Source organism: Simplicispira sp. GW247-4R2A, from assembly GCF_059424465.1.
Window position 1 is genome coordinate 248286 of the sequence record NZ_JBWKZM010000001.1, and the last position, 15600, is coordinate 263885.

General features: G+C 64.7%; 13 protein-coding genes and 1 pseudogene. 7 read left to right on the top strand and 7 right to left on the bottom strand.

All coding sequences use genetic code 11. The annotated features are described in order from the left end of the window. The 3 genes and pseudogenes from AC07ZH_RS01190 to AC07ZH_RS01200 form a co-directional block, all read right to left on the bottom strand. Positions 1-425, bottom strand: a pseudogene (locus tag AC07ZH_RS01190) (ATP-binding cassette domain-containing protein); the annotation flags it as partial. Next, complete coding sequence (locus AC07ZH_RS01195; RefSeq protein WP_495198198.1) at positions 422-1498, bottom strand: branched-chain amino acid ABC transporter permease; 1077 nt, start codon at positions 1496-1498, stop codon at positions 422-424. The pseudogene AC07ZH_RS01190 and the gene AC07ZH_RS01195, both read right to left, overlap by 4 nt. A gap of 150 nt (positions 1499-1648) precedes the next feature. After that, positions 1649-2524, bottom strand: a complete 876-nt coding sequence (locus AC07ZH_RS01200) for a branched-chain amino acid ABC transporter permease (RefSeq protein WP_495198199.1) — start codon at positions 2522-2524, stop codon at positions 1649-1651. A 121-nt stretch (positions 2525-2645) separates the two neighbouring features. Here AC07ZH_RS01200 and AC07ZH_RS01205 point away from each other — a divergent pair, with 121 nt between their 5' ends. From AC07ZH_RS01205 to AC07ZH_RS01225, 5 genes are all read left to right on the top strand, one after another. Next, positions 2646-3446 (top strand): crotonase/enoyl-CoA hydratase family protein, encoded by an 801-nt coding sequence (locus tag AC07ZH_RS01205; protein WP_495198200.1) that lies wholly within the window; start codon positions 2646-2648, stop codon positions 3444-3446. Positions 3447-3545: 99 nt separating this feature from the next. Beyond that, positions 3546-4031 carry a thioesterase family protein gene (locus AC07ZH_RS01210; RefSeq protein ID WP_495198201.1) on the top strand — a complete coding sequence of 162 codons (486 nt, stop codon included), beginning with the start codon at positions 3546-3548 and terminating at the stop codon, positions 4029-4031. Between the two features lie 142 nt (positions 4032-4173). Continuing rightward, positions 4174-4686, top strand: coding sequence for a bactofilin family protein (locus tag AC07ZH_RS01215; RefSeq protein WP_119109236.1), 513 nt, complete (start codon positions 4174-4176; stop codon positions 4684-4686). Positions 4687-4810: 124 nt separating this feature from the next. Next, entirely contained in the window at positions 4811-5485 is a 675-nt protein-coding gene (locus AC07ZH_RS01220; RefSeq protein ID WP_495198202.1) for a TetR/AcrR family transcriptional regulator, read from the top strand. After that, entirely contained in the window at positions 5482-6657 is a 1176-nt protein-coding gene (locus AC07ZH_RS01225) for an acyl-CoA dehydrogenase family protein (protein WP_119109234.1), read from the top strand. The genes AC07ZH_RS01220 and AC07ZH_RS01225 overlap by 4 nt, the downstream gene beginning before the upstream one ends. A gap of 28 nt (positions 6658-6685) precedes the next feature. Here the strand turns inward: AC07ZH_RS01225 and AC07ZH_RS01230 are convergent, their stop codons facing one another. After that, a complete protein-coding gene (locus tag AC07ZH_RS01230; protein ID WP_495198203.1) occupies positions 6686-7201 on the bottom strand; it encodes an Lrp/AsnC family transcriptional regulator in 516 nt (171 codons plus the stop codon). A 162-nt stretch (positions 7202-7363) separates the two neighbouring features. Between AC07ZH_RS01230 and AC07ZH_RS01235 the strand changes: the two genes are divergently transcribed. Then, on the top strand, positions 7364-8380 hold the full coding sequence (locus tag AC07ZH_RS01235) for a 1-aminocyclopropane-1-carboxylate deaminase (RefSeq protein WP_495198204.1): 1017 nt from the start codon (positions 7364-7366) through the stop codon (positions 8378-8380). A 137-nt stretch (positions 8381-8517) separates the two neighbouring features. On the opposite strand, the gene AC07ZH_RS01240 is transcribed toward AC07ZH_RS01235, so the two are convergent. Then, positions 8518-8955 carry an acyl-CoA thioesterase gene (locus AC07ZH_RS01240; protein WP_119109231.1) on the bottom strand — a complete coding sequence of 146 codons (438 nt, stop codon included), beginning with the start codon at positions 8953-8955 and terminating at the stop codon, positions 8518-8520. A 43-nt stretch (positions 8956-8998) separates the two neighbouring features. Between AC07ZH_RS01240 and AC07ZH_RS01245 the strand changes: the two genes are divergently transcribed. Continuing rightward, positions 8999-10828, top strand: coding sequence for an ABCB family ABC transporter ATP-binding protein/permease (locus AC07ZH_RS01245; protein WP_495198205.1), 1830 nt, complete (start codon positions 8999-9001; stop codon positions 10826-10828). 121 nt (positions 10829-10949) lie between these two features. Here the strand turns inward: AC07ZH_RS01245 and AC07ZH_RS01250 are convergent, their stop codons facing one another. Together AC07ZH_RS01250 and AC07ZH_RS01255 are read right to left on the bottom strand one after the other, a co-directional pair. Beyond that, the gene (locus tag AC07ZH_RS01250) at positions 10950-12416 is read right to left on the bottom strand and encodes an efflux transporter outer membrane subunit (protein ID WP_495198255.1); all 1467 of its coding nucleotides are present in this window, start codon (positions 12414-12416) and stop codon (positions 10950-10952) included. A gap of 5 nt (positions 12417-12421) precedes the next feature. After that, the gene (locus tag AC07ZH_RS01255) at positions 12422-15586 is read right to left on the bottom strand and encodes an efflux RND transporter permease subunit (protein ID WP_495198206.1); all 3165 of its coding nucleotides are present in this window, start codon (positions 15584-15586) and stop codon (positions 12422-12424) included. Positions 15587-15600: the final 14 nt, after the last annotated feature.

The window sequence follows — 15600 nt, forward strand, 5'->3', positions numbered from 1 at the left end:
CCCCCCCCCGCCCCCCCCCCCCCCCCCCCCCCGCGGCCGGTGAACAGCATGTCGGCCCAGAGCCCGGTTTCGCGCCGGATGTGCCGGCCGATCAACAGGTTGTGCAGCACGCTCGCGTGTTCGAACAACTCGATGTTCTGGAAGGTGCGTGCAATGCCCAGGCCTGCCACCTGGTGCGGCGCCTGCTGCGTCAGATCGACGTGCCTGTCTGGCCCTGACCATGCAATGGTGCCGGTGGTGGGGGTGTAGATGCGGCTGATCAGATTGAACACCGTCGTCTTGCCAGCGCCGTTGGGTCCGATGAGCGTGAACACCTCGCCCCGGCGCACGTCAAAACTGACGTCGTTGACGGCAAGCACACCGCCAAAGCGCACGCTGAGGTTGCGGGCCGCGAGCAGGACATCAGAGTTGGCGGGCCTGCTCATCTCAACCTATCCGATTTCTGGAATGTTTTCTGTCGCTTGAACATACCCTGGCGGTAGAACGGAAACATCTGCAGCCAGGTGCGCACCTTGAGCCAGCGGCCGTACAGGCCCATGGGCTCGAACAGCACGAAGGCAATCAGCACCACGCCATAAACCAGGCCTTGCAGGCCGGGCGACTGGCCGACCGAATCGGGCAGCCAGTCTTTGCCGAGCGAAATGAGCTGTGGCATGGAAATCAGGAACAGCGCTCCCAGGAAGGCGCCGTGCACCGAGCCCAGCCCGCCGATGACGATCATCAGCAGCAGGTCAATTGATTGCAGGATGCTGAACTGGTCCGGCGAGATGAACTGCAGCTTGTGCGCGTACAGCGCGCCGCCAATGCCGGCGAATGCTGCCGAGAGCGCGAACGACAGCGTCTTGTAGTACGCGAGGTGAATGCCCATGCTCTGCGCGGAAATCTCCGAATCCCGGATGGCGACAAAGGCCCTCCCGGTGGGCGAGCGCAGCAGGTTCAGGATCACCAGCGTGCACGCCGCCGTGATCGCCAGGCACAGCAAGTAGAACGACGTCGCGGTGTCCAGCGCGTAGCCCAGCACCTCGGGCGTGCCCACCGGCATACCAGAATTGCCGCCCGTCACACTCTCCCAGCGCGCAAACCCTTCTTCGACAATGAAGCCAAAGGCCAATGTGGCCATACCCAGGTAAATGCCTTTGACACGCATCGCCGGCAGGCCGACAACGATGCCAACGGCCGCCGAAATGCCCGCAGCGCAGCCCAGCGACAGGAAAAATGGCCAGCCCATGCCGGTCAATACCGCCTGCGTGTACGCCCCCACCCCGAGAAACGCCGCGTGCCCGAGTGAGAACAGACCGGTGTAGCCGGCGAGCAGCATCAGCCCCAAGCCGACGATGGCATAGATCAGCACAAAGGTCAGTTGTGCCAGCCAGTATTCGGGCGTGAACACCGGTGCCGCAACCAGCAGCAGACACAGCAGGCCGTACCAGAACACCTGCCCGCCATGCTTGGCCAGCCGCAGGTCCTGCGCGTACGAGGTCTTGAAGAGGAAGCGCATATCAGCAGCGCCCCTTTTCTGCGCCGCACCGATGCCGTATGAAGCGCGCGCCACCAAATACCGGGGCTACCGCGGAACCGGCTTTGCCGGGCCGCTGGTACCGCCCCCTTGAGGGGGAGGCGCCGCAGGTGCTTCGGGGGAGTGCCATGGTCATACCTTCTTGCGCAGGCGTTCGCCAAACAGGCCGTTGGGCCGGACCATCAACATGAGCAGCACGACGATGTAAGGCGCGGTGTCCTTGAAGCCTTCAGGCAGATAAAAGCCTGAAAACGATTCCACCAGGCCAATCACCAAGCCGCCGACAATGGCGCCCGGCAGGCTGCCAAAACCACCCACCACGGCAGCCGGAAACGCCTTGAGCCCGATGAAGCCCATGTTGGCGTGCACGAAGGTGATCGGCGCCAGCAGCAGCCCCGCCACCGCCGCTACGGCAGATGCCAGCCCCCAGGCCAGGCCATTGAGCCGCTGCACCGGAATGCCCATGTAATACGCCGCCAGCTGGTTCTGTGATGAAGCCTGCATGGCCACGCCCAGCTTGCTGTAGCGAAACAGCGCAAACAGCAGCAGGCACAGCACGGCGGTGGCGCCGATCACCACCAGTTGCTCGGCGCTCAGCACCAGCTCCCCCATGCGCAGCAGCATGTCCTTGTAAGGCACGGGCAGGCTGTTGGTGTTGGTGCCAATGTCGGGGATCATGGTGACCAGGCCGCGCAGCACGTAGCCGACGCCAATCGTGAGCATGACGATCGAGAACACCGGCTGGCCAAGGATGGGGCGGATGACCAGGCGTTCAAGCACCACGCCGAACAGCCCCATCGCCACGATCGTGGCCGGCACTGCCACCCAGTAGGGGACGCCCAGGACCGTCATCAGCGCCAGGCCGCAGAAGGCGCCGAGCATCATCAGCTCGCCCTGGGCAAAGCTCACTGCCTCGGTCGCCTTGTAGATCAAGACGAAGCCCAATGCGATCAATCCGTAAATGCAGCCCTGTGAAATGCCGCTGACCGTCAATTGCAGGAACTGCACGAAGTCTCCGGTAAATTGTGCGAAGCAGACGCTTTGACTAAATAATGTGCCTGCCTGCCGCGTGTGCCACAAGCGGGGGCTAACCCGAACTGCAGGCAAGCGCAATGTCACGCATCAAACGATGACCGTCTATACCGAAAAATTTGAGCGCGTCACGCTGGTGACACTCGACCGGCCCCAGGTGCGCAACGCGGTCGACGCCGCCACGGCGCTCGCCTTGCATGCGGCGTTCGTCGCCTTCGAGCACGACGACACGGCTGATGTGGCGGTGTTCCACGGCGCGAACGGGCATTTTTGTGCCGGCTGGGATTTGCAGGCCGGCGCGGCGCTGCTCGAAGGCGGTGTGACCCCCGATGCGCTGGCCGGGCCGCTCGATTTTTCTGCGTCGGATACCGAGCCCTTGGCCCCCATGGGGCCGAGCCGCCTCGCGCTCACCAAGCCTGTGGTGGCTGCCATCAGTGGCGCCGCGGTGGCAGGCGGCATGGAGCTTGCCTTGTGGTGCGACCTGCGTGTGGTGGAAGAGGACGCGTACTTCGGCATCTTCTGTCGGCGCTTTGGCGTGCCACTGATTGACGGCGGCACGGTGCGCCTGCCGCGCCTGATTGGCCTGGCACGGGCGCTGGATCTGATCCTCACGGGCCGCAAGGTGGATGCGCAAGAAGCCCTGCACATCGGCCTGTGCAACCGCGTCGTTCCCAAAGGGGCGGCGCGCGATGAGGCCTTGGCGCTGGCGCGGCAACTGGCTGCGTTTCCCCAGGCCACGCTGCGCGCCGACCGCGCCAGCGCCTTGGCGCAAGAGGGCTTGGGTGAGCGTGAGGCCCTGTTCCAGGAGTGGCGGGGTGGCCGTGCCTGCCTGGCCGACGCCCTGCGCGGCGCGGCACACTTTGCGCAAGGCGCCGGCAGGCATGGGAAATTTGAATGAAATAGGGCTCTAGCGCTTATCCTGTAAGCGCTAGCAGCTATGAAATTGATATTTTTATGGTGCCGGCCATCCGTGCCGGTGCCGCTTACTTGGAGTCCGATGAGCCCCGCTACCCAACCCACTGTGCCCGCCTTCGAGCCGGAATTCGTCACCGCCCTCAAGGCGATATTTGAAGAAAAAATCGTCTTCAACCAGGTGCTGGGCCTGAAGGTGACCGAGCTGCGCGCCGATGGCGCCAGCGGCCGCATTGCCATGCGCCCCGAACTCATTGGTCACTTTGCCTACAACCGCATCCACGGCGGCGCCATCAGCGCCGGGCTGGACGCCATGGGCGGCCTGGCGGTCATGGCGGCGCTGGGCGCCAAGCACATGGACGAGCCGCCCGAACAGCGCCTGCACCGCTTTTCGCGCCTGGGCACCATCGACCTGCGCATCGACTACCTGCGCCCCGGCATCGGCAGCCATTTCGATCTGCGCGCCACGGTGCTGCGCCTGGGCTCGCGCGTGGCCAGCACGCGCATGGAATTTTTTGGCCCCGATGGCAGCCTCATGGCCACCGGGGCGGGGGCGTACATCGTTTCGTGACACGTCCTTACGTGGTGTGTGCTGTGGCAACTGCTGCAAGCGCATGCAAGCATTGAACCGTTTGCTTACGCAACTTGCGAATCCATGCGGTGCCTGGTGTGGGCGGCCTTCTACGATCCTTGCTTACCAACAAGGAGGTCCGATGGCCGTGCAAACCCCGTTCTTTGGCAAACGTGAACCCGAATCCTTCCAGCGCCATACCAGCGCTCCGGTAGCGCCAGCTCCACAAACCGCGCACAGTGCGGCGCCCGTGACCACCACGGCTGCGGCCCCTGGCGGCGCTGGCAGCAAGCTCACCGTCGGGCCGAACATCAAGCTCAAGGGCGTGGAGATCACCGATTGCGATACGCTTGTCGTTGAAGGCACGGTTGAGGCCACCATGGATTCGCGCGTTATCCAGATTTCAGAAGAAGGCGCGTTTCGTGGCTCTGCCGAGATCGATATTGCCGAGATTCGCGGCAACTTCGATGGTTCGCTGACGGTGCGCCAGAAGCTGGTCATCTTCAGCACCGGCAAGGTCAGCGGCAAGATTCGCTATGGCAAGCTGGTGATTGAAGAGGGCGGCCAGCTTTCGGGCGAAATCGAGGTCGGCACGGGCGAGCGCGCCTCTCCGCCGCGGTTGCGCCAAAACGAGGCCAGGCCAGCACTGGCCTGAGCCGGTGCAGAGTGAGGCGGCCGTGCCCGCCGCCATGCCGCGCTGGGGCGGCAGCAGAATAGTTTACGGTATTTTCACAAAGCATCTGCTTGCTTAAAAATGCCGCTCTTGCTATCTTCCCGGCATGACCAAGCCGCAAGCCAGTTCTCCCCGCACGGCTGCCACGCCGCCCGCGCCCAGCCCGCGCCGCCGGGGCCGCCCGCCCAAGTCGCAAGCCGACCCCGACGAAGGCAACCGCCGCCGCCCCTTGATCGAGGCAGCGGCGCGCTTGTTTCGCACCAAGGGTTTTGAGGGCACCAGCACCCGCGACATTGCGGCTGCCGCCGGCATGCGCAGCGGCTCGCCGTTTTACCATTTCGATAGCAAGAATGCCTTGCTCTATGTGGTGGTGCAGGAAGGCATGGCATTCGCCACGCAAAGCCAACGCGATGCGCTGGCCAAGCTGCCAGAAGGCGCCAGCCCGCACGCGCAACTGCGCAGCCTGGTGCGCCAGCATTTCGAGGTGCTGCACGGGCCGCATGCTGATTTCATCCCCGTAATGCTCTACGAATGGCGCTCGCTTACCAGCACCCAGCGCCAGGACATTGCCGCCACCAAGGACGCCTACGAGGCCTGCTGGACGCCGGTGCTCGAAGCACTGCACCGCCAGGGCGCACTCAGGGCCGACCCAGCCACGGCGCGCTTGTTCATCCTCGGCGCGCTCAACTGGTCGGTGCAGTGGTTCAATGCGCGCGGCGCGCATTCGCTTGATGCGCTTACCGACCAGGCGCTGGCGCTGTTTTTGGGGGATGTTCCATGAGCGCCTCCAGCACTGCCTCATCCACCGAATTGCTGGCCGACCGCGCCGCTTTGCACGACACGGTCGAGCGCTTTGCCCGCACCGAAATCGCCCCCCACGTCACCGCGTGGGACGCTGCCGGTGAATTCCCGCGCAGCCTGTACCGCCGCGCCGGCGAGCTCGGCCTGCTCGGTTTGGGTTACCCCGAGCAGTACGGCGGAACACCCGCGCCGCAAGCGCTGCGCCTGGCCTTGTGGTCGCCGCTGTGTCGCTACGGTGCCAGTGGCGGCGTGCTTGCCAGCCTCCTCTCGCACAACATCGGCCTGCCGCCAGTGCTGGCGCTGGCGAGCGAGGCGGTACGCCGAGAAGTCGTTCCGCCGGTGTTGGCCGGCGAACAGATTGCCGCGCTCGCCGTCACCGAACCGGGTGGCGGCTCGGACGTGGCACAGCTCGCCACCACCGCACGCCGCGATGGCGGCGACTACGTGGTCAATGGCGAAAAGGTCTTCATCACCTCGGGCATGCGTGCCGACTGGATCACACTCGCCGTGCGCACGGGCGAGGCTGGCGCTAAAGGTTCGGGCGGCATTTCGCTGCTGCTGGTGCCGGGCGACAGCCCTGGTCTTGCGCGCACGCGCCTGGAAAAAATGGGCTGGTGGTGCTCGGACACGGCGCATCTGCGCTTTGACCATATGCGCGTGCCTGCCCGCTACCTGCTCGGCGAAGAGGGTGCCGGCTTTCGCGCCATCATGGCCAACTTCAACGCGGAACGCTTCGGCATTGCCGCTGCGTCGCTGGGCTTTGCCCAGGCCTGCTACGACGAGGCGCTCGCCTGGGCGCGCCAGCGCAAGACTTTTGGCAGCACGCTCGTTGGCCACCAGGCGGTGCGCCACAAGCTGGTGGACATGCAGATGCGCATCCAGTCCACGTCTGCCTGGGTCGAAGCCCTGGCCGCACGGGCGGATGCCGGCGACGTGGGGGCAGACTGGGTGGCCCAGGTCTGTGTGCTCAAGAACCACGCCACCCAGACCCTGCAGTTCTGCGCCGACCAGGCGGTGCAGATCCTCGGCGGCATGGGCTACATGCGCGGTACGGTCAGCGAGCGCATCTACCGCGAGGTGAAGGTGATGATGATTGGCGGCGGGGCGGAAGACATCATGAAGGACCTGGCAGCGCGGCAGTGGGGGTTGTGAGACTTTGAACAGACTCTGAGGGGCGCCCTCACAAGGCCAGCGGTAGTTCTGTGGTGGACAGCACATTGCGCAGCACCATGAACGAGCGCACCTGCCGCACGCCCGGCAGGTAAAGCAACTGCTCGGCGTGCAGGCGGTTGAAGCTGTCGTTGTCGCGTGTGCGCACCAGCATGAAGTAGTCGAACTCGCCGGTCACCACGTGGCACTCCATGCAGCCGGACACCTTGGCGGCCGCCTTTTCAAATTCGGCGAACGACTCGGGCGTGGAGCGGTCCAGCACCACGCCAATCATCACCAGCATGCCGGCGCCCACGGCCTTGGGGTCGAGCAGCGCCACCACCCTGTCGATGAGCCCCAGGCGCTTGAGCCGCTCCACGCGGCGCAGGCAGGCGGGGGCGCTCAGGTGCACCTTCTCGGCCAGCGCCACATTGGACAGCGAGGCATCGCGCTGCAGCTGGCGCAGGATGGCCTTGTCGGTGCGGTCCAGCTCGGCCGACACATCGGCCTGCGGGACATTCCTGGAACGAATTTTTATTGCGCACATGGCTGGTTTCAAGAAATATTTGACGGTAATATTTTCATACAAAAATCAAGAACTCTGAAAATTCCATGAAATTAGCAACCATTTAATGCGCGTGTCTTTTTACGATGAAGGCACTGCAAGCCAGCCCTTGCACCCACCCCTTCCATCGATTGGACAACCGCCATGAACCTGCAGAAATTTCACCGCCACCCGCTCACCTTCGGCCCTTCGCCCATCACGCCGCTCCCACGCCTGTCGGCCCACCTGGGCGGCAAGGTACACCTGTACGCCAAGCGCGAGGACTGCAACTCGGGCCTCGCCTTCGGCGGCAACAAGACCCGCAAGCTCGAATACCTGATCCCCGAGGCGATTGCGGGCGGCTACGACACCCTGGTGTCGATTGGCGGCATCCAGTCCAACCAGACGCGCCAGGTGGCCGCCGTGGCGGCCCACCTGGGCATGAAATGCGTGCTGGTGCAGGAGAACTGGGTGAACTACTCCGACGCGGTGTACGACCGCGTGGGCAACATCGAGATGAGCCGCATCATGGGCGCCGATGTGCGCCTGGACGCGGCGGGCTTTGACATCGGCATCCGCCCCAGTTGGGAGCAGGCCATGGACGACGTGCGCAAGGCGGGCGGCAAGCCCTCCCCCATCCCCGCAGGCTGCTCCGAGCACCCGTACGGCGGCCTGGGCTTTGTGGGCTTTGCCGAGGAAGTGCGCCAGCAGGAGAGAGCGCTGGGCTTCCAGTTCGACTACATCGTCGTGTGCTCGGTCACGGGCAGTACGCAGGCCGGCATGGTGGTGGGCTTTGCCGCCGATGGTCGTGCCCGCAAGGTGATCGGCATCGACGCCTCGGCCAAACCCGAGAAGACGCACGCGCAGATCCTGCGCATCGCCCAGAACACCTCCAAGCTGGTGGAGCTGGGCCAGGAGATCACGGCCGAGGACGTGGTGCTGGACACGCGCTACGGTGGCCCCGAGTACGGCCTGCCCAACGAGGGCACGCTCGAAGCCATTCGCCTGTGTGCGCGCCAGGAAGGCATGCTCACCGACCCGGTGTACGAAGGCAAGTCCATGCACGGCATGATCGACAAGGTGCGCAACGGCGAATTCCCCGAAGGCTCCCGGGTTCTGTACGCGCACCTGGGAGGGGTGCCGGCGCTCAACGCCTACAGCTTTCTTTTTCGAAACGGCTAAGCAGCGCGAAACCGAGGCCCTGGCGCAGCGCTGGGCGCGGCTGGCCGGATGGGCCGTGATCTGAGCGCTGTCCGATTGCAGTCTCGAAAAGCCGCAATGTCACCCAACGCATCTGGCAACATGAGCGTGGACAGGCCCTATTGCGCCCCTGGCAAGACTACCGCCCGAGGCCGCCCATCCGCATCGATTGCCACGTAGGTCAGGCGCGCCTCGGTCACCTTCAGATACTGCCCCTGGCCGGCAAAGCGTTCCGAATACACCTCGACCTCCACCGTGACCGAGGTGCGTCCGATGCGCGTGACGTGGGCGAAGAAGGAGCAGATGTCGCCCACCCGCACTGGCTGCTTGAAGATGAACTCGTTCACTGCCACGGTGGCCATGCGGCCGCGGATGTAGCGGGCGGGAAGCACCGAGCCCGCCAGATCGACCTGGGCCATGACCCAGCCGCCAAAAATATCGCCGTTGGCGTTGCTGTCTGCCGGCATGGGAATGACCTTGAGCACCAGTTCGTGTTCACAGGGCGGTGCGGGGGCGGGCAGGATGGGTAGCGCGGGCGGTGCAGGCAGTTCGCTCATGGGCAACAATCTAGGTTGATTTAACGCGTCGAATTGTCCCCCAATGCGCCACCACGGCGATTCCCCTCCCCCAGCCCCCCTCGGTAGCCAGCCGCGCACCCGCTCTGACTGGGCGACGCTTGGGCGTCTGGTGCCCTACCTGTGGCGCTACAAATGGCGCGTGCTGGCTGCGCTGGTCTTCATGCTGGGCGCCAAGCTTGCCAATGTGGGCGTGCCGCTGGTGCTCAAGCGCCTGGTCGATGCGATGCAGCTCCCGCCCGGCGATCCGGCCGCGCTGCTCGTGGTGCCCGTAGCGCTGCTGCTGGGCTATGGCGCGCTGCGGCTGATGACCTCGATGTTTACCGAACTGCGCGAGCTGGTGTTTGCCAAGGCCACGCAGGGCGCGGCGCGCTCGATTGCGCTAGAGACGTTTCGCCATCTGCACGGCCTCTCGCTGCGCTTTCACCTGGAGCGCCAGACCGGAGGCATGACGCGCGACATCGAGCGCGGGGTGCACGGCATCGAGTCGCTGGTGTCGTTTGCGCTGTTCAACATCGTCTCCACCCTGGTCGAGGTGGCGCTGGTGCTCTCGGTGCTGGGCAACCGCTTCGATATGTGGTTTGTCTGGATCACCCTTGCCGCGCTGGTGCTCTACATCACCTACACCGTCGTGGTGACCGAGTGGCGCACCAAGTTCCGGCGCGAAGCCAACCTGCTCGACTCGGCCGCGCACACCAAGGCGGTCGATTCGCTGCTCAACTACGAAACGGTGAAGTACTTCAACAACGAAGACTTCGAAGCGCGCCGCTACGACGAGAGCCTGGAGGGCCTGCGCCGCGCGCGGCTCAAAAGCCAGAGCACGCTCTCGATGCTCAACGCCGGGCAGCAGGCCATCATCGCCACCACGCTGGTCGCCATGCTCTGGCGCGCGACGCAGGGCGTCGCCGCCGGGCACATGACGCTGGGCGACCTGGTCATGGTCAACGCCTTCATGATCCAGCTCTACATCCCGCTGAATTTCTTTGGTGTGATTTACCGAGAAATCAAGCAGAACCTGACCGACCTGGACAAGATGTTCACGCTCATGGACCGCGAGCGCGAGGTGGCCGATGCGCCAGGTGCCGAGCCGCTCCTTTTATCTTCTGCGAGCAGCCCGGCGGTGCGCTTTGAAGACGTGCACTTTGCGTACGAGAGCGACCGCCCCATCCTGCGCGGCGTGAGCTTCGAGATTCCCGCAGGCAAGACGGTGGCGGTGGTCGGGCCGTCTGGCGCCGGCAAATCGACACTGGCGCGGCTGTTGTTTCGCTTCTACGACATCCAGCAGGGACGCATCACCATCGCGGGGCAGGAGATGCGCAGCGTCACGCAGTCCAGCGTGCGCGAAGCGCTCGGCATCGTCCCGCAAGACACGGTGCTGTTCAACGACACCGTGGCCTACAACATCGCCTATGGCCGGCCCGGCGCCACGCAGCAAGAGGTCGAGCAGGCGGCGCGCGCCGCGCACATCCACGACTTCATCGCCAGCACGCCCAAGGGCTACGACACCATGGTGGGCGAGCGCGGCCTCAAGCTCTCGGGTGGCGAGAAGCAGCGCGTGGCGATTGCCCGTACCCTGCTCAAGAACCCTCCCATTCTGGTGTTTGACGAAGCGACGTCGGCCCTGGATTCGGCCAACGAGCGTGCCATCCAGGCCGAGCTGCGCGGCGTGGCGCGCGGCAAGACCACGCTGGTGATCGCGCACCGCCTCTCCACCGTGGTCGATGCGCACGAAATCCTGGTCATGGACGCCGGTCGCATCGTTGAGCGCGGCAGCCACAGTGCGCTGTTGGCGGCGGGCGGACGTTATGCGCACATGTGGGCGCTGCAGCAGAGCGGCGATGGCGCAAACGTCTGAACGCTCGATTGCGCACGATGCGCAGGGGCAAGTTGGGGTGAGAGGGGAAATTTAAGAGAAATTGGCCTCTAGCGCTTATGCAGTAAGCGCTATCAGCTATCTTTTTGATATCAGAACGCGGTCAACTGCCGCCAAGGACCTTGTACAGCGTGATGCGGTTGGCCTGCTCTGCCAGCTGCAGCGTGATCTGGGTTTGCTGCGCGGCGTACAGGCTGCGCTGCGCGTCCAGCACCGAGAGGTAGTTGTCCACGCCGGCCTTGAAACGCGCCTCGGACAGATCAAACGCCTTTTGTGTGGCTGCGAGGAGCGACGCCTGGGCCTCAAGCCGCTCGGCCCAGCGTGCGCGGTCGGCGAGCGCATCGGCGGTTTCACGAAACGCGGTCTGGACCGTTTTTTCGTACTGCGTGAGCGCCAGTTGCTCATTGGCCTCGGCCACCTGCACATTGGCGCGGTTGCGGCCGCCGTCGAAGATCGGCAGGCGCACCAGTGGTACGAAGCTCCAGGTGCCATTGCCTGCGCTGAACAGGCTGGACAGTTCCGTGCTGGCTGATCCGGCCGAGGCCGTCAGGCTGATGCTCGGGAACAGCGCCGCGCGCGCCACGCCGATGTTGGCGCTGGCGGCGCGCAGGCCGTATTCGGCCGCCTGGATGTCAGGGCGCGCCAGCAGCCGGCTCGACGGCAAAGGCGCCGCTACATCGGCCAGTGCGGCCGCGCTGGGCGTATCGCTGGCGAGCGGTGCGGGCAGCAGCACTTCGGGCACCGGCCCGCCCACCAGCAGTTGCAGCGCGTTGCGGTCGCGTTCGACCTGGCTGGAGAAGGCGGCCACATCGCCACGCGCGGTGTCCACCGTGGTCTGGTTTTGCGCCAGAACGAGGCCCGAGGTGGCCCCCAACTCGTAAATGCGCTGCGTGATCGCGTAGGCCTTGCGCCGTGATTGCAGCGTGTCCTGCGCCAATTGCAGGCGCGCCTGGTCGGCCGAAAACGTCAGCCAGGCATTGGCCACGTCGGCCACCAGGGTGATCTGTACGTTGCGCTGGTTCTCGGTGGCCTGCAGGAACTGCTGTAGCGCCGCCTCGTTCAGGTTGCGCACGCGCCCCCAGAGGTCGAGTTCGTAGCTGGCAAAGCCGATCTGCGCGCTCAATTGGCTGCTCGTCTGAGCATGCCCGGCTGTTGTAAGGTCCTGCGCCGTTCGACTGCGGGTACCCTGCACGGTGGCGGCCAGTGTCGGCACCTGGTCGGCCTGCTGCACGCCGTATTGCGCGCGGGCCTTTTCGATGTTGGTGAGTGCCAGGCGCAGGTCGCGGTTGTTGGCCAGCGCGAGTGCCAGCACCTGCCGCAGCGCAGGCGCCTGCACCCAGCCGATGGCCTCGGCCTGCTCCAGGCTGTGCGCAGTGGGTTGCGCTGCAGCCTGGTCCCGCGTGTCTTGCCCGGCGACGTTCAGGGTTGCCGGCACCGGCAGGGCGGGCGTTGCCGTGGCGGGCGCCAGATTCATGCAGCCGGCCATCGACAAGCACAAGCTCACCGTGATCACCAGGAGAAAAGGGTTGCGACCGCGCAAAGCGTGGGCCGGCAGAGGGCGCATTGCCATGCGGGTCATACCGCTTCCTCCGCCGCCGCTGGGGCATTTTCTCTGCGCGACTGGCTCGCGAACCAGCTGCGCACGACAAGGAAGAAGACGGGCACGAAAAAGATTCCGAGAGAGGTGGAGAAAACCACACCGCCCAGCACGGCCGTGCCAATGGCGTGGCGGCCGCCCGCGCCGGCCCCGCTGCCAATGGCGAGCGGCAGCACGCCAAACCCAAAGGCCATGGACGTCATCAGGATGGGCCGCAGCCGCAGCCGCACCGCTGCCAGCGTGGCGTCAAAGACGCTGCGACCGCGCTCCTGCAACTGGGTGGCAAATTCGACAATCAGAATGGCGTTTTTGGAGGCCAGCCCCACGGTGGTGAGCAGCCCCACCTGGAAGTACACATCGTTGGAGAGGCCGCGCAGCCCAGTGAAGACCAGCGCCCCGACGACGCCCAGTGGCACCGCCAGAATCACCGCGAGCGGCACCGTCCAGCTTTCGTACAAAGCGGCCAGGCAGAGGAACACAAACAGCACCGACACGGCGTACAGCAGCGGCGCCTGCGCGCCGGACAGGCGCTCCTGGAGGGATGCCCCTGTCCACTCGTAACCGATACCTGGGGGCAACTTCTTCAGAATGGCCTCGATGGCGTTCATGGCGTCACCAGAACTCACGCCGGGTGCGCTGTCACCGATGAATTCGTAGCTGGGGCTGCCGTTGTAGCGCTGCAGTTGTGGCGTGCCATAGGTCCAGTCGGTCGAAGAAAACGCGCTGAACGGCACCATCTCGCCCTTGTCGTTGCGCACGGTCCATTGGCTGATGTCCTGCGGCAGCATGCGGTAGGGCGCATCGCCTTGCACGTACACGCGCTTGACCCGGCCGTTGTTCAGAAAATCGTTCACATAGGTGCCGCCTATGGCACTGGAGAGCACGCTGTTGATGTTGGCCGTCGAGAGGCCCAGCGCGGCAGCCTTGCGGTCGTCGATCGCCACGCCCAGCTCGGAGGTGTCCTCCAGATTGGTGCTGCGCAGGCTGCGAATCAACGGGCTGCTCTTGGCCTGCTCCAGCACTTGGTCGCGGGCACCTACCAAGGCATCGTGGCCCAGGCCGTTCAAATCCTTGATCTGGAAGTTAAAGCCGGCGTCCGAGCCGAGGCCGCGCACCGCAGGCGGTGCCGTCACGAAGATTCGTGCGTCTCTGAGCATCGCGAGATCTTTGGTGGCCTTGCGCGCGATGGCGTCGGCGGCCTGATCGGGCCGTTGGCGCTGGCTCCAGTCCTTGAGGCGCAGAAAGCCCCGTGCCGACGCCTGGTCACCGCTCAGGCCCGTGATGGAGTTGAAGCTGACCACATCGGATTGCTTGGAAAAGTATTCCTGCACCTGCTTCATCACGGCTTGCAGGCGGGCATTGGTGCTGCCGGGCGGCAGGCTGATCTGGATGCGCATGTACCCCTGGTCTTCCACAGGCAGAAAGGACGTCGGCAGCTTGCTGAACAGCAATGCGGTGCCGCCGCAGATCAGCAGGAACACCAGCAGCATCCGCTTGCTGCCGTGCAGCAGCCGGCCCACGGCACCTTGGTAGCGTGTGGCGTTGCGGTCGAACTGGCCGTTGAACCACAGGAAGAACCGGTCGGAGATGCCCAGTAACCCGCGGCGTGGCGCATCGCCGTGCGCGTGGTGTGTTCCCTTGACCACGGGCTTGAGCAGGCTGGCGCACAGGGCTGGCGTGAGGGTCAGCGCCACAAACACCGACAGCGCCATGGCCGAGACGATAGTGATGGAAAACTGCCGGTAGATCACGCCGGTAGAGCCGCCAAAAAATGCCATGGGGATGAACACCGCCGAGAGCGTGAGGGCAATGCCGACCAGCGCCGGGGTGATTTCCGCCATGGATTTGCGTGTCGCCTCTTTGGGCGGCAAGCCTTCCTCGGACATGACCCGCTCGACGTTCTCCACCACCACGATGGCGTCGTCCACCAGCAGGCCGATGGCCAGCACCAGTGCGAACATGGTGAGCGTGTTGATCGAATACCCCGCAATCGACAACACGCCCATGGTGCCAAGCAGCACCACCGGTACGGCAATGGCGGGAATCAGCGTGGCGCGGATGTTCTGCAGGAACAGGAACATGACCAGCACCACCAGCAAAATGGCTTCGCCGAGAGCGAAGACCACCTCCTTGATAGACGCACGCACGAAAGGCGTGGAGTCCGAACTGATGAACGATGTCAGGCCGTTGGGGAAAAACGGCTGCAGCTCGGCCAGTTTGGCATTCACTGCGTCGGCTACAGCCGTTGCGTTGGCACCGTCAGCCAGCACAATGCCCATGCCGGCGCCGGGTTTGCCATTTAACCGCGACGTGATGGCGAGGTTGTCTGCGCCCAGCTCCACACGTGCCACATCCTTGAGCAGCACCGCCGAGCCGTCTGGAGCAACCTTCAGCAATATGTTCTGGAACTCTTGCACCGTCTTGAGTTTGGTGCGTGCCGTGATGGTGGCGTTGAGCTGCTGGTCGGGCATGGCGGGAAGGGCACCGAGCTGACCGGCCGACACCTGCGCGTTCTGAGCGTTCAACGCCGCGATGATGTCGGACGGCATCAGCGCAAACTTCTCCATCAGCGCAGGGTTCATCCAGATGCGCATGGCATAGCCAGTGCCAAATATCCGTACGTCGCCCACACCGTCGATGCGGCCGATGACATCCACCAGATTGGTGGACAGATAGTCGCCCACGTCCACCTGGCTCACGTTCGGGTCTGGCGAAGTGAAGCTGTAAGTGGTCAGGTAGTCGTTGCCGCCCTTGTTGACGAACACGCCGCGGCTCTTGACCGCATCGGGCAGGCGGTTCATGGCGGCCTGCAGCTTGTTTTGCACCTGCACCTGCGCCACGTCGATGTTGGTGCCTGGGCTGAATGTCAAGATGGTGCGCGACTGGCCAGAGGCGTCGCTGGTCGAACCCATGTAGAGCAGGTTGTCGATGCCCTTGAGCTGCTGCTCAATCACCTGCGTGACCGAGTTTTCCACCGTCTCGGCGGACGCGCCGGTGTAGGTGGCGCTGATGGTCACGCTGGGTGGGGCGATGTTGGGATACTGCTCCAGCGGCAGTGTGACAATCGACAGGCCGCCGGCGAGCGTGATGACAATGGCCAGCACCCACGCGAAGATGGGCCGATTGATGAAAAACGGTGCCATGGCGGGCGCTCCGG

Excerpts from the sequence above, each read along its gene's own strand:
- AC07ZH_RS01195 (WP_495198198.1), bottom strand. The coding sequence starts at position 1,498 with ATGCGCTTCCTCTTCAAGACCTCGTACGCGCAGGACCTGCGGCTGGCC.
- AC07ZH_RS01205 (WP_495198200.1), top strand. The coding sequence starts at position 2,646 with ATGACCGTCTATACCGAAAAATTTGAGCGCGTCACGCTGGTGACACTC.
- AC07ZH_RS01210 (WP_495198201.1), top strand. The coding sequence starts at position 3,546 with ATGAGCCCCGCTACCCAACCCACTGTGCCCGCCTTCGAGCCGGAATTC.
- AC07ZH_RS01215 (WP_119109236.1), top strand. The coding sequence starts at position 4,174 with ATGGCCGTGCAAACCCCGTTCTTTGGCAAACGTGAACCCGAATCCTTC.
- AC07ZH_RS01220 (WP_495198202.1), top strand. The coding sequence starts at position 4,811 with ATGACCAAGCCGCAAGCCAGTTCTCCCCGCACGGCTGCCACGCCGCCC.
- AC07ZH_RS01225 (WP_119109234.1), top strand. The coding sequence starts at position 5,482 with ATGAGCGCCTCCAGCACTGCCTCATCCACCGAATTGCTGGCCGACCGC.
- AC07ZH_RS01230 (WP_495198203.1), bottom strand. The coding sequence starts at position 7,201 with ATGTGCGCAATAAAAATTCGTTCCAGGAATGTCCCGCAGGCCGATGTG.
- AC07ZH_RS01235 (WP_495198204.1), top strand. The coding sequence starts at position 7,364 with ATGAACCTGCAGAAATTTCACCGCCACCCGCTCACCTTCGGCCCTTCG.
- AC07ZH_RS01240 (WP_119109231.1), bottom strand. The coding sequence starts at position 8,955 with ATGAGCGAACTGCCTGCACCGCCCGCGCTACCCATCCTGCCCGCCCCC.
- AC07ZH_RS01245 (WP_495198205.1), top strand. The coding sequence starts at position 8,999 with ATGCGCCACCACGGCGATTCCCCTCCCCCAGCCCCCCTCGGTAGCCAG.
- AC07ZH_RS01250 (WP_495198255.1), bottom strand. The coding sequence starts at position 12,416 with ATGGCAATGCGCCCTCTGCCGGCCCACGCTTTGCGCGGTCGCAACCCT.
- AC07ZH_RS01255 (WP_495198206.1), bottom strand. The coding sequence starts at position 15,586 with ATGGCACCGTTTTTCATCAATCGGCCCATCTTCGCGTGGGTGCTGGCC.